This window comes from Pseudomonas sp. Soil_N_39 (assembly GCF_057655955.1).
In genome coordinates this window covers 95,532-117,732 of the sequence record NZ_JBDGLI010000009.1, presented here as the reverse complement: position 1 = coordinate 117,732, position 22,201 = coordinate 95,532, and the positions used below count along the sequence as shown (strand labels likewise).

General features: G+C 61.4%; 22 protein-coding genes. 17 read left to right on the top strand and 5 right to left on the bottom strand.

The features are described 5' to 3' along the window. Window positions 1–379 precede the first annotated feature (379 nt). The 14 genes from ccoN to AC3A5O_RS15045 all read left to right on the top strand — a co-directional run bounded on the left by ccoN (window position 380) and on the right by AC3A5O_RS15045 (window position 13,479). Window positions 380–1,822, top strand: a complete 1,443-nt coding sequence (gene ccoN, locus AC3A5O_RS15110) for a cytochrome-c oxidase, cbb3-type subunit I (protein WP_053120682.1) — start codon at window positions 380–382, stop codon at window positions 1,820–1,822. Beyond that, complete coding sequence (gene ccoO / locus AC3A5O_RS15105) at window positions 1,822–2,430, top strand: cytochrome-c oxidase, cbb3-type subunit II (RefSeq protein WP_122567923.1); 609 nt, start codon at window positions 1,822–1,824, stop codon at window positions 2,428–2,430. The genes ccoN and ccoO overlap by 1 nt, the downstream gene beginning before the upstream one ends. A gap of 5 nt (window positions 2,431–2,435) precedes the next feature. Further along, a complete protein-coding gene (locus AC3A5O_RS15100; protein ID WP_003183474.1) occupies window positions 2,436–2,621 on the top strand; it encodes a CcoQ/FixQ family Cbb3-type cytochrome c oxidase assembly chaperone in 186 nt (61 codons plus the stop codon). Next, window positions 2,618–3,601 (top strand): cytochrome-c oxidase, cbb3-type subunit III, encoded by a 984-nt coding sequence (gene ccoP, locus AC3A5O_RS15095; RefSeq protein WP_305470362.1) that lies wholly within the window; start codon window positions 2,618–2,620, stop codon window positions 3,599–3,601. The genes AC3A5O_RS15100 and ccoP overlap by 4 nt, the downstream gene beginning before the upstream one ends. Before the next feature lie 152 nt (window positions 3,602–3,753). Continuing rightward, the gene (locus AC3A5O_RS15090; RefSeq protein WP_122567922.1) at window positions 3,754–4,008 is read left to right on the top strand and encodes a type II toxin-antitoxin system Phd/YefM family antitoxin; all 255 of its coding nucleotides are present in this window, start codon (window positions 3,754–3,756) and stop codon (window positions 4,006–4,008) included. Continuing rightward, window positions 4,009–4,431, top strand: coding sequence for a PIN domain-containing protein (locus AC3A5O_RS15085; protein ID WP_487753377.1), 423 nt, complete (start codon window positions 4,009–4,011; stop codon window positions 4,429–4,431). A gap of 480 nt (window positions 4,432–4,911) precedes the next feature. After that, window positions 4,912–6,327, top strand: a complete 1,416-nt coding sequence (ccoG, locus tag AC3A5O_RS15080) for a cytochrome c oxidase accessory protein CcoG (RefSeq protein ID WP_122567919.1) — start codon at window positions 4,912–4,914, stop codon at window positions 6,325–6,327. Between the two features lie 11 nt (window positions 6,328–6,338). After that, window positions 6,339–6,878 carry a FixH family protein gene (locus AC3A5O_RS15075; RefSeq protein ID WP_122568399.1) on the top strand — a complete coding sequence of 180 codons (540 nt, stop codon included), beginning with the start codon at window positions 6,339–6,341 and terminating at the stop codon, window positions 6,876–6,878. A gap of 142 nt (window positions 6,879–7,020) precedes the next feature. After that, window positions 7,021–9,471 (top strand): heavy metal translocating P-type ATPase, encoded by a 2,451-nt coding sequence (locus AC3A5O_RS15070; RefSeq protein ID WP_487753376.1) that lies wholly within the window; start codon window positions 7,021–7,023, stop codon window positions 9,469–9,471. A gap of 24 nt (window positions 9,472–9,495) precedes the next feature. Continuing rightward, complete coding sequence (gene ccoS / locus AC3A5O_RS15065; protein WP_122567917.1) at window positions 9,496–9,714, top strand: cbb3-type cytochrome oxidase assembly protein CcoS; 219 nt, start codon at window positions 9,496–9,498, stop codon at window positions 9,712–9,714. Next, complete coding sequence (locus tag AC3A5O_RS15060; RefSeq protein ID WP_305470359.1) at window positions 9,707–10,390, top strand: sulfite exporter TauE/SafE family protein; 684 nt, start codon at window positions 9,707–9,709, stop codon at window positions 10,388–10,390. Before ccoS ends, AC3A5O_RS15060 begins: the two co-directional genes overlap by 8 nt. A gap of 252 nt (window positions 10,391–10,642) precedes the next feature. Continuing rightward, window positions 10,643–12,025 carry an oxygen-independent coproporphyrinogen III oxidase gene (hemN, locus tag AC3A5O_RS15055; RefSeq protein ID WP_487753427.1) on the top strand — a complete coding sequence of 461 codons (1,383 nt, stop codon included), beginning with the start codon at window positions 10,643–10,645 and terminating at the stop codon, window positions 12,023–12,025. A gap of 94 nt (window positions 12,026–12,119) precedes the next feature. Beyond that, window positions 12,120–12,854, top strand: coding sequence for a fumarate/nitrate reduction transcriptional regulator Fnr (fnr, locus tag AC3A5O_RS15050; RefSeq protein ID WP_122567916.1), 735 nt, complete (start codon window positions 12,120–12,122; stop codon window positions 12,852–12,854). A gap of 76 nt (window positions 12,855–12,930) precedes the next feature. After that, the gene (locus AC3A5O_RS15045; protein WP_122567915.1) at window positions 12,931–13,479 is read left to right on the top strand and encodes an adenine phosphoribosyltransferase; all 549 of its coding nucleotides are present in this window, start codon (window positions 12,931–12,933) and stop codon (window positions 13,477–13,479) included. A 127-nt stretch (window positions 13,480–13,606) separates the two neighbouring features. Here the strand turns inward: AC3A5O_RS15045 and recR are convergent, their stop codons facing one another. The 4 genes from recR to dnaX form a co-directional block, all read right to left on the bottom strand. Beyond that, window positions 13,607–14,209: a recombination mediator RecR gene (gene recR / locus AC3A5O_RS15040; protein ID WP_487753375.1), complete on the bottom strand. Its 603-nt coding sequence runs from the start codon at window positions 14,207–14,209 to the stop codon at window positions 13,607–13,609. A gap of 66 nt (window positions 14,210–14,275) precedes the next feature. Further along, window positions 14,276–15,310, bottom strand: coding sequence for an NADP-dependent oxidoreductase (locus AC3A5O_RS15035; RefSeq protein WP_122567914.1), 1,035 nt, complete (start codon window positions 15,308–15,310; stop codon window positions 14,276–14,278). Window positions 15,311–15,596: 286 nt separating this feature from the next. Beyond that, complete coding sequence (locus AC3A5O_RS15030) at window positions 15,597–15,935, bottom strand: YbaB/EbfC family nucleoid-associated protein (RefSeq protein ID WP_003183512.1); 339 nt, start codon at window positions 15,933–15,935, stop codon at window positions 15,597–15,599. A 64-nt stretch (window positions 15,936–15,999) separates the two neighbouring features. After that, window positions 16,000–18,081, bottom strand: coding sequence for a DNA polymerase III subunit gamma/tau (dnaX, locus tag AC3A5O_RS15025; RefSeq protein WP_122567913.1), 2,082 nt, complete (start codon window positions 18,079–18,081; stop codon window positions 16,000–16,002). A 143-nt stretch (window positions 18,082–18,224) separates the two neighbouring features. Between dnaX and AC3A5O_RS15020 the strand changes: the two genes are divergently transcribed. After that, complete coding sequence (locus AC3A5O_RS15020) at window positions 18,225–18,995, top strand: substrate-binding periplasmic protein (protein ID WP_305470357.1); 771 nt, start codon at window positions 18,225–18,227, stop codon at window positions 18,993–18,995. On the opposite strand, the gene AC3A5O_RS15015 is transcribed toward AC3A5O_RS15020, so the two are convergent. Then, entirely contained in the window at window positions 18,941–20,689 is a 1,749-nt protein-coding gene (locus AC3A5O_RS15015) for a putative bifunctional diguanylate cyclase/phosphodiesterase (protein ID WP_487753374.1), read from the bottom strand. The genes AC3A5O_RS15020 and AC3A5O_RS15015 overlap by 55 nt on opposite strands. 337 nt (window positions 20,690–21,026) lie before the next feature. On the opposite strand from AC3A5O_RS15015, the gene AC3A5O_RS15010 reads away from it, so the two are divergent. Together AC3A5O_RS15010 and AC3A5O_RS15005 are read left to right on the top strand one after the other, a co-directional pair. After that, window positions 21,027–21,341: a helix-turn-helix domain-containing protein gene (locus AC3A5O_RS15010; RefSeq protein ID WP_122567910.1), complete on the top strand. Its 315-nt coding sequence runs from the start codon at window positions 21,027–21,029 to the stop codon at window positions 21,339–21,341. 198 nt (window positions 21,342–21,539) lie between these two features. After that, entirely contained in the window at window positions 21,540–22,046 is a 507-nt protein-coding gene (locus AC3A5O_RS15005) for a DUF4823 domain-containing protein (RefSeq protein WP_122567909.1), read from the top strand. Window positions 22,047–22,201 lie beyond the last annotated feature (155 nt).

Genomic DNA, 22,201 nt, shown 5'->3' with positions numbered 1-22,201 from the left:
GAATCGGGTCTAAGCTTGCCTCTGCGTGCGCTGGCGACTGCCGGTTTCAGGTCGACCCGACCCGATGCGTTCGACAATCGTTCGACAAAAAGGCCGCAAAGGCAGGTGAATACCGGCTGTTGCGACAGTTGCCTGGCATCACCCGAACGCCGTGTTCGAACACACCCCGTTACAACCGACCTGACCCCCTCGCCTCTTTCCTTCGTTGCGACATTTTGCCGAGGGCCAATTTTGTCCCTACTCGGCACATGGAAAGGCCGCAGAATCAGCTTCGGAAAGCATTGACCCAGGTCATGGCGCGTTGCAATGACCCCCCGCTTTCTCCATACTTGCGACCGATTTTTATCCTAATAAAACACCCAAACCGTGGAACCTTAGAATGAGCACAGCAATCAGTCCGACTGCTTATAACTATAAGGTAGTCCGCCAGTTCGCCATCATGACGGTGGTCTGGGGGATCCTTGGCATGGGGCTCGGTGTCTTCATCGCCTCGCAACTGGTCTGGCCGGAGTTGAACTTCGATCTGCCATGGACGACATTTGGACGCCTGCGCCCGCTGCACACCAACCTGGTGATCTTCGCCTTCGGTGGTTGTGCGTTGTTTGCCACTTCTTACTACGTCGTGCAGCGAACCTGCCAAACGCGACTGATCTCCGACAGCCTCGCCGCCTTCACCTTCTGGGGCTGGCAAGCGGTGATCGTCGGTGCGATCGTGACCTTGCCAATGGGTTTCACTACCACCAAGGAATACGCGGAACTGGAATGGCCCCTGGCTATCCTGCTGGCCATCGTCTGGGTGACCTACGGTTTGGTGTTCTTCGGCACCATCGTCAAGCGCAAGACCAAGCACATCTACGTCGGTAACTGGTTCTACGGTGCTTTCATCGTCGTGACCGCCATGCTGCACATCGTCAACCACGCCTCCCTGCCGGTCAGCTTCTTCAAGTCGTACTCGGCCTACTCGGGCGCGACCGACGCGATGATCCAGTGGTGGTACGGCCACAACGCCGTAGGCTTCTTCCTGACCACCGGCTTTTTGGGGATGATGTACTACTTCGTGCCGAAACAGGCCGAGCGTCCGATCTATTCCTATCGCCTGTCCATCGTCCACTTCTGGGCGCTGATCACCCTGTACATCTGGGCCGGTCCGCACCACCTGCACTACACCGCACTGCCGGATTGGGCACAGTCCCTGGGCATGGCAATGTCGATCATCCTGCTGGCGCCAAGCTGGGGCGGCATGATCAACGGCATGATGACCCTGTCGGGTGCCTGGCATAAACTGCGCACCGACCCGATCCTGCGGTTCCTGGTCGTGTCGTTGGCGTTCTACGGCATGTCGACCTTCGAAGGCCCGATGATGGCCATCAAGACCGTCAACTCCCTGAGCCACTACACCGACTGGACCATCGGCCACGTGCACGCCGGTGCGCTCGGCTGGGTGGCAATGATCTCCATCGGCGCCATCTACCACATGATCCCGAAACTGTTCGGTCGTGCGCAGATGCACAGCACCGGCCTGATCAACGCGCACTTCTGGCTCGCGACCATCGGCACCGTGCTCTACATCGCCTCGATGTGGGTCAACGGCATCACCCAAGGCTTGATGTGGCGTGCGATCAACGACGACGGCACCCTGACCTACTCGTTCGTCGAAGCGCTGCAAGCCAGCCACCCTGGCTTCATCGTACGTGCCCTGGGCGGCGCGTTCTTCGCCAGCGGCATGCTGTTCATGGCCTACAACGTGTACCGCACCGTTCGTGCCTCTGACCCGGCTGAAGCTGAAGCCGCCGCCAAGATCGCCGTAGTTGGAGCTCACTGATGAAGCACGAAGCAGTAGAGAAGAATATCGGCCTGCTGGCCTTCTTCATGGTCATCGCCGTGAGCGTCGGCGGCCTGACCCAGATCGTTCCACTGTTCTTCCAGGACGTGACCAACAAGCCGGTCGAAGGCATGAAGCCGCGTACCGCCCTGGAACTGGAAGGCCGCGACATCTACATCGCCAACGGCTGTGTCGGCTGCCACTCGCAGATGATCCGTCCGTTCCGCGCTGAAACCGAACGCTACGGCCACTACTCCGTTGCCGGTGAAAGCGTCTGGGACCACCCGTTCCTGTGGGGTTCCAAGCGTACCGGTCCGGACCTGGCCCGCGTTGGCGGCCGTTACTCCGACGACTGGCAGCGTGCGCACTTGTACAACCCGCGCAACGTCGTGCCTGAATCGAAAATGCCGGCCTACCCGTTCCTCGTAGAAAACAAGCTCGACGGCAAAGACACCGCCAAGAAAATGGAAGTCCTGCGCGCCTTGGGCGTGCCTTACACCGACGAAGACATCGCCGGTGCCAAGGATGCCGTCAAGGGCAAGACTGAAATGGACGCGCTGGTGGCCTATCTGCAAGGCCTGGGCACCATCATCAAAAGCAAACGGTGATCTGGATGGATATCGGGATGATTCGTGGCCTGGGCACCGTCGTCGTGATGGTGGCCTTTATCGGCCTGGCCTTGTGGGTGTTCAGCCCCAAGCGCAAGTCGGAGTTTGACGACGCGACCTTGCTGCCGTTCGCGGATGATCCCGAAGCCATCAAGCACGTCGAGCAAGCTTCTAGGAGTAACAAAGAATGACTACGTTCTGGAGTCTGTACGTCACAGTCCTCAGTCTGGGTACGATCTTCGCCCTGACCTGGCTGCTGCTGTCGACCCGCAAGGGCCAGCGCAGCGAAGCCACCGAAGAGACGGTTGGCCACTCCTTCGACGGGATCGAGGAGTACGACAACCCGCTGCCGAAATGGTGGTTCATGCTGTTCGTGGGCACCATCGTGTTCGCCCTCGGTTACCTGGTGCTCTACCCTGGCCTGGGCAACTGGAAAGGCCTGCTGCCAGGCTATAACTACCTGGACAACGAAAAGCAGACCGCCTTCGCCAACGGCCAGACCGGCTGGACAGGCGTTCACGAGTGGGAAAAGGAAATGGCACGCTCGGACGCCAAGTTCGGTCCGATCTTCGCCAAGTTCGCCTCCATGCCGATCGAAGAAGTCGCCAAGGACCCGCAAGCCCTGAAGATGGGTGGCCGCCTGTTCGCCTCCAACTGCTCGGTCTGCCACGGTTCCGACGCCAAGGGTGCCTACGGCTTCCCCAACCTGACCGACGCCGACTGGCGCTGGGGCGGTGAGCCGGAAACCATCAAGACCACCATCATGGGCGGCCGTCACGCGGTGATGCCGGGCTGGGCTGCCGTGGTGGGCGAACAAGGCGTGGCCGACGTGGCCGCCTACCTGGTGACCAGCCTGCACGGTCGCAAGCTGCCGGAAGGCGCCAAGGCCGACCCGGCCAACGGCCAGAAACTGTTCGCGGCCAACTGCGTGGCCTGCCACGGTCCTGCCGGCAAGGGCACGCCCGCCATGGGCGCACCTGACCTGACGCACCCGGCCGGTTTCATCTACGGTTCGAGCTTCGCTCAACTGCAGCAGACCATCCGCTACGGTCGCCAGGGCCAGATGCCGGCCCAGGCCGACCTGCAAGGCAACGATAAGGTCCACCTGCTGGCGGCCTATGTCTACAGCCTGTCTCACGGCGAAAAGGCTCCGGCCGCTGACGCCCAGTAAGACAAGCAACTGATACACGAAAGGCCCCGCCAATCCGATTGGCGGGGCCTTTTTGTTACCGGTCGAAAAACCTGGACGAATCGGTTGCGCTTGCCGCCCCTCCATACCAGTAGTAACGTGCCTACATTCGAATTCAAAATGAGGGCGCGCCCATGTCCATCACGACGATCTCCAGCCGCGAATTCAACCACGACACAAGTGGTGCCAAAAAAGCCACCCGTGAAGGGCCAGTAATCATCACCGACCGTGGCAAGCCGGCCCATGTGCTGCTAAGCATTGAGGAGTACCAGAAACTGACCGGCATTGGCGCCAGCATTGTCGAGTTGTTGGTCATGCCCGATGCGCCGGACATCGATTTCGATACCGAGCGCGCCGTCATCACACCCCGCTCGGTGGACCTGTCCTGAATGTTTCTACTCGATACCAACGTCATTTCCGAACTGCGCAAATCCCAGGCAGATAAAAACGTCCAGGCCTGGGCGCGTAGCGTTCCCGCTCCCAGCCTGTACGTCTCGGCGATTACCGTACTGGAACTGGAAACCGGCGTGCTGCGCTTCGAACGCAAGGACCCGATGCAAGGCAGCCGCTTGCGGGCCTGGCTGGATAATCATGTGCTGCCGGCCTTTGCCGGCAGGATCCTGGCCGTGGACCGTGCCGTCGCGCTGCGTTGCGCTCGCCTGCATGTGCCTGGCCGCAGCAATGAAAGCGATGCATTGATTGCCGCTACCGCATTGGTCCATGGATTGACCGTGGTGACCCGCAACGTAAGTGATTTCCAGAGCAGCGGCGTGTCGGTACTCAACCCGTGGTCAGGAGATGAAAAGAACTAGATCTGAAGCTCCAGGTGCGGACCTGTGGCGAGGGGATTTATCCCCGCTGGGCTGCGAAGCAGCCCCCAATAAGCTGATTACATCGGCCTGACACACCGCGTTGGCAGGTTTTAGGACTGCTTCGCAGCCCAGCGGGGATAAATCCCCTCGCCACAAAGACAGACCTGCACCTGACAGAGGCATTTGCCCGCACCTGATGGAGCCTTCAGCGACCAAGTTGGGGGTTGCTCCTGTCTACTGATTTGTCCACAACCCCTCTTTCGTTTTTTCGTCAACGCCATGAACTGTCTATAGTCAATTGATCTGGGTCATGACTTGTTACATCCGCTACACCATTCGGCCCAGACGCCCAACGCGACCAAAGGTCGCACCCTTGAGCCAGAGCGACAGGCGTATCATTGCGCCACTGCAACACCCTTTCTGACCGAGGTCGGCACGTACTGGCCCCGGCACTTTTCCACTGCCGTGGGATGCAATTTGATGAGTAACCAGATTCCGGTACATGACGTTACCCCGCCTGCCAAGGACGCGAACAACAGCGTCGATCTGTATGCCTCTCGGGAAAAAATCTACACCCGCGCCTTCACGGGCCTGTTCCGCAACCTGCGGATGCTTGGCGGAGCGTTCTTGTTCCTGCTGTATTTCGGTACGGTCTGGTTGAACTGGGGCGGCCATCAGGCCGTCTGGTGGAACCTGCCGGAACGCAAGTTCTTCATTTTCGGCGCGACCTTCTGGCCCCAGGATTTCATCCTGCTGTCCGGGATGCTGATCATTGCGGCATTTGGTCTGTTTTTCATCACGGTCTATGCCGGACGGGTGTGGTGTGGCTACACCTGCCCACAAAGCGTGTGGACCTGGATCTTCATGTGGTGCGAAAAAGTCACCGAAGGCGATCGCAACCAGCGCATCAAGCTCGACAAGGCCCCCATGGGCGCCAACAAATTCCTGCGCAAATTCGCCAAGCACAGCCTGTGGCTGCTGATCGGCTTCGTCACCGGCGTGACCTTTGTCGGTTACTTCACGCCGATCCGCGAACTGGTGTTCGAGTTCTTTACCGGCCAGGCCGATGGCTGGTCGTATTTCTGGATCGGCTTCTTCACCCTCGCCACCTACGGCAACGCCGGCTGGCTGCGCGAGCAGGTGTGCATCTACATGTGCCCTTACGCACGCTTCCAAAGCGTGATGTTCGACAAGGACACGTTGATCGTGTCCTACGACCCACGGCGTGGCGAAAGCCGTGGTCCGCGCAAAAAAGGCGTGGATTACAAGGCCCTGGGCCTTGGGGACTGCATCGACTGCACCATGTGCGTCCAGGTCTGCCCGACCGGCATCGACATCCGCGACGGCTTGCAGATCGAGTGCATCGGCTGCGCGGCCTGCATCGATGCCTGCGACAACATCATGGACAAAATGGATTATCCCCGTGGCCTGATCAGCTACACCACCGAACATAACCTCTCGGGGCAGAAAACCCATAAACTGCGCCCGCGCCTGATCGGTTACGCCTTGGTGCTGCTGGTCATGATCAGCTTGCTGGCAGCGGCATTCTTCATGCGTTCGCTGGTGGGTTTCGACGTCAGCAAGGACCGCGTGCTGTACCGCGAAAACGCCGAAGGCCGGATCGAGAACGTCTACAGCCTGAAGATCATGAACAAAGACCAACACGACCATACGTATGTCCTGGAAGCCGTCGGCCTGCCCGACCTCAAGCTGCAAGGTCGCCGGGAAATCAAGGTCGCGGCCGGCGAGATCTATAGCCAGCCGGTTGAACTGTCCAGCGCACCGGAACAACTGCCATCGAGCACCAACGAGGTGACCTTCATCCTCAAGGACGCCGATGACGAAAGCGTACATGTCGAAGCCAAGAGCCGGTTCATCGGCCCACAAACTCGTTGAGAGAAATGAACATGCCTGCAGCAACCGCCACCAGCCCTTGGTACAAGCACCTCTGGCCGTGGATTATCATTGCGATCCTGAGCTGTTCGGTGACACTGAGCCTGACGATGGTGACCATTGCGGTGAAGAACCCGGACAACCTGGTCAACGACAACTATTACGAAGCCGGCAAAGGCATCAACCGCTCGCTGGAGCGCGAACTGCTGGCCCAGACCCTGCAACTGCATGCCAACGTGCAACTGGATGACGTGACCGGCGAAGTGAACCTGCGCCTGAACGGCAACAGCCGCCCCCAGACACTGGAACTGAGCCTGATCTCGCCGACCCAGCCGGAGAAGGACCGCAAGATCATCCTCACCCGCAACGACAGCGAACCGGGTCGCTACGTCGGCCAGTTGACGGACAAGATCGAAGGCCGGCGCTTTGTCGAATTGCTGGGGGTGGAGAACGACAAGACCTGGCGCCTGTTCGAAGAAGAACAGATCAACCACGATCAGGCCATCCTGCTCGGCGATGAACCGCTGCAAGGCGCTGAAGACCTGAAAAAATAGACGACTGCGCTTCGCGCAATCGCGAGCAAGCTCGCTCCCACAGTTGATCGCGGATGGCTATACACCGCCAATCCCCTGTGGGAGCGAGCTTGCTCGCGAAGAGATTTTCAGACGCCCTGAAAGCTGCGATATGTGAATACTCATGACCACTCCACAGCCTTGCTACCACTGCGCCCTGCCCGTCCCCCCTGGCAGTCGCTTCACCGCCATTGTCCTCGGTGAAACCCGCGAGCTGTGCTGCCCGGGCTGCCAGGCGGTGGCCGAAGCCATTGTCGCCGGTGGCCTGGAAAGTTATTACCTGCATCGCAGTGAAGCGTCGGCCAATCCCGAGACCCTGCCCGTCCAGTTGACCGATGAACTGGCGCTGTACGATCGCCCTGATGTGCAGCAGTCGTTCGTGCGCCATGAGGGCGACTTGGCTGAAACCACCCTGTTGATGGAAGGCATCAGTTGCGCCGCCTGCGGCTGGTTGATCGAAAAACAGCTGCGCAGCCTGCCGGCCGTGGCTGAGGCGAGGTTGAACCTGTCCAACCATCGCTTGCATGTGCGTTGGGCCGACGCCCAGTTGCCGCTGAGCACGCTGCTCGCCGAGTTGCGCCAGATCGGCTACGTCGCCCATCCGTACCAAGCCGACCAGGCGGGCGAGCAACTCGCCGCACAAAACCGCCTGGCCCTGCGCCAGTTGGGCGTGGCCGGCCTGTTGTGGTTCCAGGCGATGATGGCGACGATGGCCACCTGGCCGGAATTCAACATCGACCTCAGTCCCGAGATGCACACCATCCTGCGCTGGGTCGCCTTGTTTCTCACCACGCCCATCGTGTTCTACAGCTGCGCGCCATTCTTCAAAGGCGCCATGCGCGACCTGCGCACCCGCCACCTGACCATGGACGTGTCGGTGTCCCTGGCCATTGGCAGCGCCTACGTTGCCGGAATCTGGACGTCGATCACCGGCGTCGGCGAGTTGTACTTCGATGCCGTGGGCATGTTCGCCCTGTTCCTGCTGGCCGGCCGTTACCTGGAACGCCGGGCCCGGGAGCGCACGGCCGCCGCCACCGCCCAACTGGTCAATCTGCTGCCGGCCTCGTGCCTGCGCCTGGCGGCTGACCGCCAGAGTGAACGCATCCTGCTCAGCGAATTGCGCACTGGTGACCGGGTGCTGGTGCATCCCGGGGCGGTCCTGCCGGCTGACGGCAAGATCCTCGAGGGGCAGTCCAGCATCGACGAATCGCTGCTGACCGGCGAGTACCTGCCACAACCTCGACAAGTGGGCGATGCGGTCACCGCGGGCACACTGAATGTCGAAGGCGCCTTGACCGTCGAGGTGCTGGCCCTCGGGCAAGATACCCGTTTGTCCGCCATCGTGCGGCTGCTGGAGCGGGCCCAGGCCGAGAAACCGCGACTGGCGGAAATCGCCGACCGCGCCGCTCAATGGTTCCTGCTGTTCTCCCTGGTCGCGGCGGCGGCCATCGGCCTGTTGTGGTGGCAACTCGATGCCTCGCGGGCTTTCTGGATCGTCCTGGCGATGCTGGTCGCCACCTGCCCCTGCGCATTGTCCCTCGCCACGCCGACCGCCCTCACCGCGGCCACCGGCACCTTGCACAAACTTGGCCTGCTGCTGACACGCGGCCATGTGCTGGAAGGCCTGAACCAGATCGACACGGTTATTTTCGACAAGACCGGAACCCTCACCGAAGGCCGCCTGGCGTTGCGCGCCATTCGGCCGTTGGCGGCCCTCGACAGCGATCAATGCCTGGGGCTGGCCGCGGCCCTGGAAAACCGCTCGGAACACCCCATCGCCCGAGCCTTCGGCCGCGCGCCAATGGCCGCCGAGCAGGTGCACAGCACTCCGGGGCTGGGGCTGGAAGGCCTCGTGGCCGAACAACGCCTGCGCATCGGCCAGCCCGGTTTTGTCTGCGAACTGAGTGGCGCCGCCGTGCCGCAAATGCCGGACGAACCCGGGCAATGGCTGTTGCTGGGCGACGAGATCGGACCATTGGCCTGGTTCGTCCTCGATGACCGCTTGCGCGCCGATGCTCCGGCCCTGCTGGCGGCCTGCAAGGCGCGGGGTTGGCGAACGCTGCTGCTGTCGGGCGATAGCTCACCGATGGTCGCCAGCGTCGCCGCCGAGCTGGGCATCGATGAAGCCCGCGGCGGCCTGCGCCCGGACGATAAACTGGCGGTATTGCAGCAATTGCACCAACAGGGCCGCAAGGTGCTGATGCTCGGCGATGGCGTGAACGACGTGCCCGTGCTGGCGGCGGCCGACATCAGTGTCGCCATGGGCTCGGCCACCGACCTGGCCAAGACCAGCGCCGACGCCGTGCTGCTGTCCAACCGCCTCGACGCCCTGATCCATGCCTTCAACCTGGCCCGGCGCACTCGCCGGGTGATCGTCGAGAACCTGGTGTGGGCAGGGCTGTACAATGGCCTCATGTTGCCGTTCGCCGCCCTCGGCTGGATTACGCCGGTGTGGGCCGCGGTCGGCATGTCCATCAGTTCGTTGACCGTGGTGTTGAATGCCCTGAGGCTAACGCGTCAGCCCAAGGCGCAGGTTTTCGCCGCCACGCCCGATACCCGCCCGCTGCCGGCCTGAGCCGCGCGGGCATGGAGTTCCGACATGCCAGCTCTTTACGTGATGATCCCGGCCGCGCTGCTGATCGTGGCCATCGCCGTGTACATTTTCTTCTGGGCCGTGGACAGCGGCCAGTACGACGACCTCGACGGTCCGGCCCACAGTATTCTGTTCGACGATCAGGACCCGAACCACAAGGCAGCGGTGGACGAAGCCAGTGGCGAGGCCCGCCAGCCGGACGACAAGGCCCCGCCCCATGCTTGACCTGGCGCCACTGCTGGTTTCGGCCGTCATCCTTGGCCTGTTGGGCGGCGGCCACTGCCTGGGCATGTGCGGCGGCCTGATGGGCGCCCTGACCCTGGCGATTCCCAAGGAACAGCGCAGCCGCCGCTTTCGGTTGCTGCTGGCGTACAACCTGGGGCGGATCCTGAGCTATGCCACCGCCGGGTTGCTGATCGGCCTGGCCGGCTGGGCTGTGTCCAACAGCCCGGCCGCGATGATCATGCGGGTGCTGGCCGGCTTGCTGTTGATTGCCATGGGCCTGTACCTGGCGGGCTGGTGGAGCGGCCTGACCCGCATCGAAAGCGTGGGGCGTGGCCTGTGGCGGCACATCCAACCCGTCGCCAACCGCTTGCTGCCGGTGTCGAGTCTGCCCCGGGCCTTGCTGCTCGGCGCCCTGTGGGGCTGGCTGCCGTGCGGGTTGGTCTACAGCACCCTGCTCTGGTCCGCCAGCCAGGGCAATGCTCTGGACAGTGCCTTACTGATGCTCGCCTTCGGCCTGGGCACCTGGCCGGTGCTGCTCGCCACCGGCCTGGCCGCCGAGCGCATCACCGCCCTGCTGCGCAAACGCAGCGTGCGCATGGCCGGTGGGCTGCTGGTGATTGTCTTTGGCGTCTGGACATTGCCAGGGCCGCATCAGCATTGGCTCATGGGGCATTGACCAGCCCTGTGGCGAGGGAGCTTGCTCCCGCTGGCCTGCGAAGCAGGCCTCAACAATCCTCAGGCAGAACGCATCCACAGATATAGCGACTGCTGCGCAGCCGAGCGGGAGCAAGCTCCCTCGCCACGGGTTTGAGCTGTCTGGGCTGACATCATCCTCGACAACTCCCCATGCCCGTTGACACAAATCAAAACGGCCTCGTGCCCAGCCCCCTAGACTCGCCCCATGCCAGCCTACCCGGGGAACACCCGCATGCTCGACGCCATCCGTTGGGACTCAGACCTGATCCGCCGCTACGACCTGGCGGGACCACGCTACACCTCGTACCCGACTGCGGCGCAGTTCGGCGGCCAGGTGGGCACCTTCGACCTGCTCCATGCCCTGCGTGACAGCCGCAAGGCCCGGCGGCCACTGTCGCTGTATGTGCACGTGCCGTTCTGCGCGAACATCTGCTACTACTGCGCCTGCAACAAGGTCATCACCAAGGACCGTGGCCGCGCCCACGCCTATCTGCAACGCCTGGAACAGGAGATCCAGCTGATCGGCTGTCACCTGGACCCCACCCAGCGCGTGGAGCAGCTGCACTTTGGCGGCGGCACCCCGACGTTCCTCAGCCACGACGAGCTGCGCCAACTGATGGCCTCGCTGCGCCAGCACTTCAATCTGCTGGGCGACGATTCCGGCGACTACGGCATCGAGATCGATCCCCGGGAGGCCGACTGGTCGACCATGGGGCTATTGCGTGAACTGGGCTTCAATCGGGTCAGCATCGGCCTGCAAGACCTCGACCCGGCGGTGCAGCGTGCCGTCAATCGCCCGCAAAGCCTGGAAGAAACCCGCGCCGTGGTCGAGGCTGCCCGGACCTTGCAATTCCGTTCGATCAACATCGACCTGATCTATGGACTGCCCAAGCAGACCCCGGACACCTTCGCCCGCACCGTCGAGGAAGTCATCCACCTGCAACCGGACCGGCTCTCGGTGTTCAACTACGCCCACCTGCCGGAACGCTTCATGCCCCAGCGGCGCATCAACAGCCAGGACTTGCCGAACCCGGAGCAAAAACTGGCGATGCTACAAGACACCATCGAACAGCTAACCTGCGCCGGCTACCGCTACGTGGGCATGGACCACTTCGCCCTGCCCGACGACGAGCTGGCCATCGCCCAGGAAGAGGCCACGTTGCAGCGCAACTTCCAGGGCTACACCACCCATGGGCATTGCGACCTGATCGGCCTCGGCGTGTCGGCCATCAGCCAGATCGGCGATGTGTACTGCCAGAACAGCAGCGACCTGAACCATTACCAGAACACCCTCGCCAACGGGCAATTGGCGACCAGTCGCGGCCTGATCTGCAATACCGACGATCGGTTGCGACGCGCGGTGATCCAGCAGTTGATCTGTCACTTTCATCTGGCCTTCGCCGAGATCGAGCAACGCTTCAATATCGATTTCCGCGGTTACTTCGCCCCGCTTTGGCCGCAATTGCGGGCGATGGCCGAGGATGGGCTGATCAAATTGGATGACACCCACATCCAGGTATCGCCCGCTGGTCGCTTGCTGGTGCGATCGGTGTGTATGGTGTTCGACGCCTATTTGGAACAACATAATCGGCAGCGTTTCTCCCGCGTTATCTGAGCGCGACAATTTGACGAGGAAAGCGCGCTAGTCGGAGTGCCTGCACTGGGGTACCCTTACGTCTTATGTGTGTTTTCCCACAAGGATTGAAGAAATGTCCGAGCCAGTCAAACTGCGCGCCCACAACCAGGCCCACTGCAAGGATTGCAGCCTGGCGCCTCTGTGCCTGCCACTTTCATTGAATCTGGAGGACATGGAGGCGCTGGACGAAATCGTTAAACGGGGCCGTCCGTTGAAAAAAGGTGAATTTCTGTTTCGCCAGGGTGACACCTTCGATTCCGTCTATGCGGTGCGCTCGGGCGCCTTGAAAACCTTTAACCTGAGCGACGGCGGCGAAGAACAGCTCACCGGTTTCCACCTGCCCAGCGAACTGGTGGGCCTGTCGGGCATGGACACCGAGACCCATCCGGTCTCGGCCCAGGCGCTGGAAACCACCTCGGTGTGCGAAATTCCTTTTGATCGCCTGGACGAGCTGGCCATCCAGTTGCCGCAACTGCGTCGCCAGTTGATGCGGGTCATGAGCCGGGAAATCCGTGACGATCAGCAGATGATGCTGCTGCTCTCGAAAAAAACCGCCGACGAGCGCATCGCCACGTTCCTGGTCAACCTCTCGGCGCGCTTCCGCGCCCGCGGGTTCTCGGCCAACCAGTTCCGCCTGAGCATGTCGCGCAACGAAATCGGCAATTACCTGGGCCTGGCGGTGGAAACCGTGTCCCGGGTGTTCACCCGTTTCCAGCAGAACGAGTTGATTGCCGCCGAAGGCAAGGAAATTCACATCCTCGACCCGATCCAGCTTTGCGCCCTGGCCGGCGGCTCGATCGAAGGCTGATGGACGAGCGCGGCTGAGGGATTGGCCTCGCCGCGCTATACTGCGCCGTTTGCAGCCCTGCCAGGACACTTCCACGATGGTCTTTGACTCCTTCGACATCAAATCCCTGATCCGTCCCGTGATCGACTTCCCCAAACCCGGCGTGATCTTTCGCGACATTACCCCCCTGTTCCAATCCCCGACCGCCCTGCGCCTGGTCATGGACAGTTTCGCCCACCGCTATGTCGAGGCCGAGTTCACTCACATTGGCGCGATGGATGCCCGGGGCTTTCTGATCGGCTCGATCCTGGCCTATCAGTTGAACAAGCCGCTGATCCTGTTTCGCAAGCAAGGCAAGCTGCCGGCCGACGTGCTGGCCGAGGGTTACCAGACCGAATACGGCGAAGCCTTCCTTGAAGTGCATGCCGACAGCCTGTGCGAGGGGGATTCGGTGGTGATGTTCGATGACCTGATCGCCACCGGGGGCACGCTGATCGCCGCCGCCAACCTGATCCGCCGCATGGGCGCCAAGGTCCACGAGGCCGCAGCGATCATTGACTTGCCGGAACTGCTCGGCTCCCAGCGTCTGGAAGACATGGGGATTGCGACGTTCTGCCTGACGCAGTTTTCGCTCAGCGAAAAATAATTACCGAGTGAGTAACCCTGTGGGAGCGAGCTTGCTCGCGATAGCGGTGTGTCAGCAAACATAGATATCGGCTGATCTACCGCCATCGCGAGCAAGCTCGCTCCCACAGGGGATTGTGTTGCTGCTGTTACAAAGCGATCGGCTTGCGCCCCGCAAACGAATGCGCCAACGTCCCGCCATCTACCAGTTCAAGCTCCCCACCCAGCGGCACGCCGTGGGCGATGCGGGAGGCGATCAGGCCTTTGTTGTTCAACAACTGGGCGATGTAATGGGCAGTGGCTTCGCCTTCGACCGTCGGATTCGTGGCGAGGATGACTTCCGTAAACGTGCCCGCCTCTTCGATCCGCACGATCAGCTGTGGAATGCCGATGGCTTCAGGCCCCAAGCCGTCGAGCGGGGACAAATGGCCCTTGAGCACGAAATAACGGCCACGAAAACCAGTCTGTTCCACCGCATACACATCCATCGGCCCCTCCACCACGCAGAGCAAGGTGTCGTCCCGACGCGGGTCGGCACATTGCGGGCAGAGGTCGTCTTCGGTGAGGGTGCGGCATAAGCGGCAATGCCCCACGCCTTCCATGGCCTGGCTCAAGGCCTGGGCCAGGCGCGAACCGCCGCTGCGATCACGCTCAAGCAATTGCAACGCCATGCGCTGGGCAGTTTTCTGACCCACACCCGGCAACGTTCGCAGGGCATCGATCAGTTGGCGAATCAAAGGGCTGAAGCTCATGGAGGAAATGTCCGACATAACAACGAGACGCGGTTTATACCCGCGCCTCCGATTAGCGTCAAATACTCAATCCTGCGCGACCCGCACCACCAACTTGCCGAAGTTGCGTCCTTCCAACAGGCCGATAAACGCCTGTGGCGCATTTTCCAGGCCATCGACCACGTCCTCGCGGAACTTGACCTTGCCATCGCGCACCCAAGGGGCCATGGCACTGATGAACTCCGGCTGACGGTCACCGTAGTCATCAAACACAATAAACCCCTGAATCCGCACGCGCTTGGTCAGCAAGGTGCGCTGCAGTTGCGGCAAGCGATCCGGGCCGCTCGGCGCCTGATGCTCGTTGTAGGACGCGATCAGGCCACAGAGCGGGATCCGTGCCTTGGCGTTGAGCAACGGCACGACGGCATCGAAGACCTTGCCGCCGACGTTTTCGTAATAGATATCGATGCCCTTGTCACAGGCCCGCGCCAGTTCCTCGGCAAAATTTTCGCTCTTGTGATCGACACAGGCATCAAAACCCAGCTCGTCGACCACGTACTTGCATTTTTCGCTGCCGCCCGCGACGCCGACCACACGCAGGCCCTTGATCTTCGCCACCTGGCCGACCACCGAGCCCACGGCACCCGAGGCGGCCGCGACCACCAGGGTTTCCCCGGCCTTGGGCTGGCCAATGTCCATCAGTCCCATGTAAGCGGTCATGCCCGGCATGCCCAGTACACCCAAAGCCATCGACGGGCTGGGCAACCCCGAGGGGATGGGCATCACGTTGCGCCCGTCGCTGATGCTGTGGCTCTGCCAACCCGTGGCGCCCACCACCAGATCACCCTCCTGGAATTTCGGGTGCGTCGAACGTTCCACGCGGCTGACAGCGCCGCCGGTCATCACTTCATCGATTTCCACCGGAGCGGCGTAGGAAGGGCCTTCACTCATGCGCCCGCGCATGTAGGGGTCCAGGGACAGGAACAGCGTCTTGAGCAGGATCTGCCCTTGTGCCAGGTCCGGCAGGGTCACGTGCTCCAGGCGGAAATTGTCCGGGGTCGGGGCGCCGTGGGGGCGAGAGGCCAGGACGATGCGCTGGCTGGTGGTCGATGCTTGTGACATGAAAGCGTCTCCTTGATCGTTGAGTGGCACGTATAGGGAGCAGACCATTATCGGGGGCGCGGCGTTCGATGTTTGTTCAGTCGCACCGTGGTGGCTGCATCGCGAGCAAGCTCGCTCCCACAGGGAAGCCGTGGTGGACATGGATTTTGTTATCGCCCTGAAACACTGTGGGAGCGAGCTTGCTCGCGATGGCAACTTCATTGCCTCCACTTATCTGGAGCAGAAACAAAAATGCCAGGCGCGATGCCTGGCATTGTGTGTAGCCCATCCCGACCGGGATGGCGAATCAGAACGGCAGTTTCATGCCCGGCGGCAACTGCATGCCAGCGGTCATGCCGGACATCTTGTCCTGGCTGTTGGCTTCGATCTTGCGCACCGCGTCATTGACGGCGGCGGCGAAGAGGGCTTCGAGCATTTCCTTATCATCTTCGCTCAGGCCTTCGACCACGCTTGGGTCGATGCTGACGCGCTTGATGTCGTGGCGACCGGTCATGACCACGGTCACCATGTCGCCGCCGGATTTGCCGGTGACTTCGGCGTTGGCCAGTTCTTCCTGCATCTTGGCCATTTTTTCCTGCATCTGCTGCGCCTGCTTCATCAGGCCGGCCATGCCACCTTTCATCATGGGAATCACCTCGAAAGTACTTGGATAAACAACGCGCCCGACCCGTTCGGCCCGGCGCCTTCAGTTATGAGCCCTGGGTGACCGGGGCTTCGACAGGTTCGATAGTATCGTGACGGACCACGGCGCCGAACTGTTGCATCATCTGCTGGATGAATGGATCACTGTGGATCGACTCCTCGGCTTCACGCTGACGGTCGGCACGGCGACGGGACGCGGCCTGGGCCGGGGTCTCCTGCTCGGGCTTGATCAGCTCGATGGTCAGCGTCAGGGTGCGCTGGTGGTACTGGTTCAGCGCATCGTTGAGGCGACGTTGCTGGGTCGCGTTGAACAGTGCGCTGTGGGCCGGGTCCAGGTGCAACAGCCAGTGGTCGCCTTCCACGGCCATCAGCGTGCAGTTGGCCGCGATGCTGCCAGTCATGCCGCTGATCGGCAGTTTAGGGAACAGTTCCAGCCATTGCAGGGCCAGCCCGGTGGCCGGCATCGCCGCCGGTTCCGGCTCGGGCTCCGGGGCCGGCTCAGCGGCGTGCTCGCTGGCCAGGTCGTCCAGGTAGCTGTAGGCCGAATCCATGTCCGGCTCGATGTAATCCTCGTCCAGCGGCGGCTCGTCGTCCAGGTCGATGCCTGGCGTGGCGACATCGACGTCGGCCACCGTCGGCTCGGGCACGGGTGCGGCGACCCACTCAGGCGCATCGGGCACCACGCTGTCGGGCGTCGGCAGCGGCATCGGCGGCAACTCGGGCTGCTCGGCGACCGTTTCCAGCACGGGCTCGACGACCGGCTGCTGGACCACTTCCGGCTCGACCGGGTCATTCCAAGGCAGGTCGACGACTTCTTCAGCGACGGGTTCGGGCAACGCCTCGACGACCGGCTCGGGTTCCGGCTCAGGCGCCGCGACCACAGGTACTGGCGCCGGAATCGGTTGGGGTACAGGTGCCACCGCTGCCGGCACCGAAGCCACTGCCGGCGCAACGACGGGCGCGGCAGCCACTGGCTTGGCGGAATCAGCTGTGGCCTGGCTGATCCCCACTGGCTTTAGCGTTTGCCTCGGGGCGTCCGCCGTGTCGGCTGGCCGGAACGCCAGCATGCGCAGCAGAACCATTTCGAAGCCGCCTCGCGGATCCGGCGCCAGGGGCAGGTCGCGACGGCCGATCAGGCCCATCTGGTAATAGAACTGTACGTCTTCGGCCGGCAGTGCCTGGGCCAAGGCCAGTACGCGATCACGGTCGCCATGGCCGTTGTCGACGCCGTCAGGCAGGGCCTGGGCGATGGCGACACGGTGCAGCACGTTGAGGATTTCCGAAAGCACGCCATTCCAGTCCGGCCCCTGCTCGGCCAGGTGACGCACCGCCTCGAGCAGCGCCTTCGCGTCGCCTTCGATCAGCGCATGCAAGACGTCATAGACCTGGCCGTGGTCGAGGGTTCCAAGCATGGCCCGGACATCGGCGGCCATGACCTTGCCTTCACCGAAAGCGATGGCCTGGTCGGTCAGGCTCATGGCGTCGCGCATCGAACCATCGGCGGCGCGGCCCAGCAGCCACAGGGCATCGTCTTCGAACGGCACGTTCTCGACGCCCAGTACATGGGTCAGGTGCTCGACCACCCGTTCCGGCGTCATGTTCTTGAGGGAGAACTGCAGGCACCGCGACAGAATCGTTGCAGGAAGTTTCTGGGGGTCGGTGGTCGCCAGGATGAACTTGACGTAGGGCGGCGGTTCTTCGAGGGTCTTGAGCAGCGCATTGAAGGAATGGCTGGAAAGCATGTGCACTTCGTCGATCAAGTAGACCTTGAAGCGCCCGCGGCTCGGGGCGTACTGCACGTTATCGAGCAGTTCACGGGTGTCTTCGACCTTGGTGCGGCTGGCGGCGTCGATCTCGATCAGGTCGACGAAGCGGCCCTCGTCGATTTCCCGGCAGACCGAACACTCGCCACAAGGTGTCGAAGTGATACCGGCTTCACAGTTCAGGCACTTGGCAATGATCCGCGCGATGGTGGTCTTGCCCACGCCCCGGGTACCGGTGAACAGGTAGGCATGGTGCAGCCGCTGGCTGTCCAAGGCATTGATCAGAGCCTTGAGCACATGGGTCTGGCCGACCATTTCGCGGAACGAGCGCGGACGCCATTTACGTGCAAGAACCTGATAACTCATCGAAAACCGTCGCAACGAAGGAACATAAGCGGCTAATGCTAGCGGAGCAGGGGCGAAATTGCATCCGGTGTGCTCGTCTAATCTGACTAAGCTTGGACTTGGGACTCGGTTGTCGACACGGTTTTGTACAGTCAGGAGAGTTTATGCGCTCAGCCATGGGGGCTTTGCTGTTGTTGGGTACCGGTTGTTTTGCCGAGGAAGGCCCCTTGCGTTTCGCCATTACCGACGGTTGGGCAATGCCCCTGGTGCAGATCGAACGAGGTCGCCCGACCCAGGGCATCATTCCCGACATCATGATCAGCCTGGCGACCCAGGTAGGCAGGCCGGCGCAATTCCACGTCCTGTCCCGCGCCCGGCTCGATGGCGCCATGAAACACGGCGAAATCGACATGCGTTGCTACGTCAGCCCCGACTGGGTGAAGGACAGTGGCGATTACCTGTGGAGCATCCCGTTGTTTTTCCAGCGTGACCTGATCGTTGCCACGGCCAGCCCCCCTGTGGCGGTAACACTGGCCACGTTGCCGGAACAACCCATCGGCACGGTGCTCGGCTATACCTACCCAACCTTGCAACCCTTGTTCGACCGCAACCAACTGCACCGCGACGACGCCCGCAGCCAGGAACAAGTGCTGGCGAAACTGCTGGCCGGGCGTTATCGCTATGGGATCAGTAATCAGTGGGCGCTGGACTGGTTCAATCAGCGCCATACCGAAGATCGACAACTTCATGAAGTGGCTGTGCTTCAGGAACAGCAGTTGAGCTGTTACGTGCGCGACGATCCAAACATTCCAGCACAACGCATCCTGAGGACCTTGCTGAACATGAAAACATCCGGGGAAATCGACGCGATCATCCAGCTTTACACCGGCCGCAGTGAAGCATCGCGGGCCAGGAGCGAGACGCCCTCGCCCTGATCGACTGGCCGTTGCTGCCATTGCGACGGCGGGATAAATCCCTGCACCCAGGCCGGTATCTGTTCGGGCGGCATGGGCCGGGCGATGAAATAACCTTGTGCCACCTCGCAGCCCAGGCTCAGCAACAGTTGGCCATGCTCCAGGCTGTCCAACCCCTCGGCGACCACCTCGCGACCAAACGCCCGGGCCAAGCCGATCACCGCCTCGGTCAGCGCCAGGTCGTCACGGTCATCGAGAATGTCGCGCACGAAGGTCTTGTCGATCTTGATGGTTTGCGTACGCAGGTGCTTGAGGTCGTTGAGCGAGCAGTAGCCGGTGCCAAAACCGCCCAGGGAAAACCCCACGCCCAACGCCTGGCAGGCCTGGAGACAGGCGCTGACGTGGGCAAGGTTCTCCACGGCGACGGATTCGACAATCTGCAGATCCAACAGGCGTGGCGGCACAGCCGGATGCTGCTCCAATACCTGCCGCAGCCGCTCGACAAAATCCGCCCGCTGGAAATGCCGCGCCGAGATATTGATGCTCACCGGCCAGCCCTGCCCCGCTTGCTGCCATTGCTGCAACTGGGTCAAGACCTGTTCCATGACCCACTCGCCAATCTCGACGATCAGGTCCGTTTCCTCCACCAGAGGCAGGAACTCCCGAGGCGGCACCAGGCCACGTTGCGGATGCTTCCAGCGCAGCAGTGCCTCCAGCCCGACCACGGTGCCATGACGCATATTGACCTTGGGCTGGAAATGCAGCCGCAACTCGTTATCGGCCAGTGCCTGGCGGACCCGTTCGACAGTCTGGTAAGTGGCCCGTACCTCCTTGTCCCGGGACACATCGAACAAGTGGAAACGATTGCGACCGCTTTGTTTGACCACGTACATCGCCTGGTCGGCGTGACGCAACAAGGTCTCGGCGTCTTCGTTGTCCCATGGGAACAGCGTGACGCCAATACTGGCGAAAACCTTGATGTCCTTGCCGTCAATGGCATACGGCATGGAGACGGCGATCAACACCCGGTTCAACGCGGCATGCAACTCTTCCATCCCACGCACATGGCGCAGCACCAGTACGAACTCGTCCCCGCCCAGCCGCGCCACCACGTCCTCGCCACGCACGATGCTGCGCAGGCGCCTGGCGACCTCCACCAACAGTCGATCACCGCTGGCGTGACCATAGCCGTCATTGACTGCCTTGAAGCCATCGAGGTCGAGCATGCACACCGCCAAGGGCAGGTTTTCCGCACGGGAAAACTCCAGGGCCTGGTCCAGCAAATCCGACAGATAAGTACGATTGGGCAGCCCGGTCAGCACATCGTGACCAACCCGCCATTGTAATGAATGCAGCAAGCGACGCTTTTCGCTGACGTCGAAGCGAATCGCCAGGTAGCGCTCGATTTGGCCTGTCTCGTCGTCGATCACCGGCACCAGGGTGGTGTCGACCCAGTGCAGCGTACCGTCCTTGGCCCGGTTGCAGATTTCCCCTTTCCAGACCTGGCCCAGGGCAATGGTGCGCCACATGGCGCTGAAGAACTCGCCAGGGTGCTGGCCGGAATTGAGCAGGCGATGGTTCGCACCCAGCAACTCATCGCGCCGGTAACCAAAAAGGCTGCAAAATTGATCATTGACGTAGGTGATGCGCCCGCTCAGATCGGTCTCGGAAAAAATCGCGGCGGCGTCAACGGCCCTGCGGTACTTCTTATCCATCGAAGCAGTCATCCATGAGTCAGGCTCATTTGTCGCGCGCGGTTGCACCGCCTTCAAGACAGGCGAAAATCAACTAGGCTCAAACACTCTGAGAGAAACTGGAGCGCGGGCCCTGGCGGCGCCAAGGGAGGGCTCAGCCCTTGCCTTGTATCGTGGCAAGAACACAAGGCCCGGTCCCTGCACATACCTCGGCTTCGAAAAGCAGGTCACCAAATACCCGTGCCAAAGGCCGATTCTACGAAACACATCACATTTTGCAAAGCAAGGTGATGGATCACGCGGTTGCCTAATGCGAAAATCTATCGTTAAGTTCTTGATTCTAAATGGGAATTAAGCGATGCAAATTTCAAGTTTGGGTCCAGCCATCAGACGCTACCGCAAAGTAGCGGGGCTTACTCAGGCTGAACTTGGCGAAAAAACCGGTTTTGACCCTAAAACCATCAGCCGCTTCGAAACCGGCACCTACACCCCCAGCATCGAAGCCTTGTTCCTGCTTGCCAACGTGCTGGATGTGCAGATGAAGGCCTTTTTTGCCGACATGGCCGATGAGGACGAACAGCGGGCGTACCTGTTTGGTGTCATACATAAAGCCACCCCGAAGGACCTGGGAAAGCTGATCGCAGCGGTCGACCAGGCCTTGTCCAAGCCTTGATGCAGTGAAAGAGAAACCTGGCCTGTCGATACGAGACAGGCTGGGCTTCTCTTTGCTCGCTCGCCCAATCCCGAGGGTGACGCAAGACACAATGTCACGTTGACATCGCTTGCCACGAACCTCGACTATCAACGCGTTGATTCCTGCGTCCCCATGACGCCTACGACTCGTCGACACAATAAAATCCCAGGGAACACTGTGCATAAACTTTCGATCATTCTTGCCTCGATACTCGCCACCGGCTGTACCGCCAAATACGCGCAACAAGAGGTATTTCCCAACCCGGGAAAACTTGATCGGCAAATGCCCGTCACCATCGCCACACCGATCGACGGCCGCTACGAAACAACGCCCTACCCTGCCTCCGGCGATATGACAGCTGCCGCTGTCAAAACAGCCTTCTCTTATTACACCAACCGTGTGACGGTCATGGGCTCGTGTCGTGAATTGAGCTGCCTGAGACAGAGCAACCCTTCGGGCTACTACGTCATCCCGGAAATCCTGCATTGGGAAGAACGCGCCACGGAATGGTCGGGCCTCCCCGACAAGATTGAGGTGAAGCTCGCCATTTATGGCCCGACTGGCTCACAGCCGCTGGGGTCTGCGATCTTGTCCGGTAAAAGCAAATGGGCGACTTTCGGCGGGGATCATCCGCAGGATCTTTTACAAGAGCCGATTGCTGAGTACGTGAAGGCTCAGTACTGACGACAGGCCGCGGTCCTGTCGATGCACAGGGCCGGCCTCCTTGTTGAGGTTGACACTCGGTTGCCCTGTCTGGCCAAAGACCGGACAGCAGAACGCACCGATCGGTACCGATCAGCAAAACAACAAGAAATTTTGAATTGGCAAACCTTGCGAAT

Coding starts and splice junctions, on each gene's coding strand:
- ccoO (WP_122567923.1), top strand. CDS start 1,822: ATGAAGCACGAAGCAGTAGAGAAGAATATCGGCCTGCTGGCCTTCTTC.
- AC3A5O_RS15015 (WP_487753374.1), bottom strand. CDS start 20,689: ATGGATAAGAAGTACCGCAGGGCCGTTGACGCCGCCGCGATTTTTTCC.
- AC3A5O_RS15075 (WP_122568399.1), top strand. CDS start 6,339: ATGCCTGCAGCAACCGCCACCAGCCCTTGGTACAAGCACCTCTGGCCG.
- AC3A5O_RS15100 (WP_003183474.1), top strand. CDS start 2,436: ATGGATATCGGGATGATTCGTGGCCTGGGCACCGTCGTCGTGATGGTG.
- ccoS (WP_122567917.1), top strand. CDS start 9,496: ATGCCAGCTCTTTACGTGATGATCCCGGCCGCGCTGCTGATCGTGGCC.
- AC3A5O_RS15030 (WP_003183512.1), bottom strand. CDS start 15,935: ATGATGAAAGGTGGCATGGCCGGCCTGATGAAGCAGGCGCAGCAGATG.
- AC3A5O_RS15090 (WP_122567922.1), top strand. CDS start 3,754: ATGTCCATCACGACGATCTCCAGCCGCGAATTCAACCACGACACAAGT.
- dnaX (WP_122567913.1), bottom strand. CDS start 18,081: ATGAGTTATCAGGTTCTTGCACGTAAATGGCGTCCGCGCTCGTTCCGC.
- ccoP (WP_305470362.1), top strand. CDS start 2,618: ATGACTACGTTCTGGAGTCTGTACGTCACAGTCCTCAGTCTGGGTACG.
- fnr (WP_122567916.1), top strand. CDS start 12,120: ATGTCCGAGCCAGTCAAACTGCGCGCCCACAACCAGGCCCACTGCAAG.
- recR (WP_487753375.1), bottom strand. CDS start 14,209: ATGAGCTTCAGCCCTTTGATTCGCCAACTGATCGATGCCCTGCGAACG.
- hemN (WP_487753427.1), top strand. CDS start 10,643: ATGCTCGACGCCATCCGTTGGGACTCAGACCTGATCCGCCGCTACGAC.
- AC3A5O_RS15070 (WP_487753376.1), top strand. CDS start 7,021: ATGACCACTCCACAGCCTTGCTACCACTGCGCCCTGCCCGTCCCCCCT.
- ccoG (WP_122567919.1), top strand. CDS start 4,912: ATGAGTAACCAGATTCCGGTACATGACGTTACCCCGCCTGCCAAGGAC.
- AC3A5O_RS15060 (WP_305470359.1), top strand. CDS start 9,707: ATGCTTGACCTGGCGCCACTGCTGGTTTCGGCCGTCATCCTTGGCCTG.
- AC3A5O_RS15010 (WP_122567910.1), top strand. CDS start 21,027: ATGCAAATTTCAAGTTTGGGTCCAGCCATCAGACGCTACCGCAAAGTA.
- AC3A5O_RS15020 (WP_305470357.1), top strand. CDS start 18,225: ATGCGCTCAGCCATGGGGGCTTTGCTGTTGTTGGGTACCGGTTGTTTT.
- AC3A5O_RS15085 (WP_487753377.1), top strand. CDS start 4,009: ATGTTTCTACTCGATACCAACGTCATTTCCGAACTGCGCAAATCCCAG.
- ccoN (WP_053120682.1), top strand. CDS start 380: ATGAGCACAGCAATCAGTCCGACTGCTTATAACTATAAGGTAGTCCGC.
- AC3A5O_RS15035 (WP_122567914.1), bottom strand. CDS start 15,310: ATGTCACAAGCATCGACCACCAGCCAGCGCATCGTCCTGGCCTCTCGC.
- AC3A5O_RS15045 (WP_122567915.1), top strand. CDS start 12,931: ATGGTCTTTGACTCCTTCGACATCAAATCCCTGATCCGTCCCGTGATC.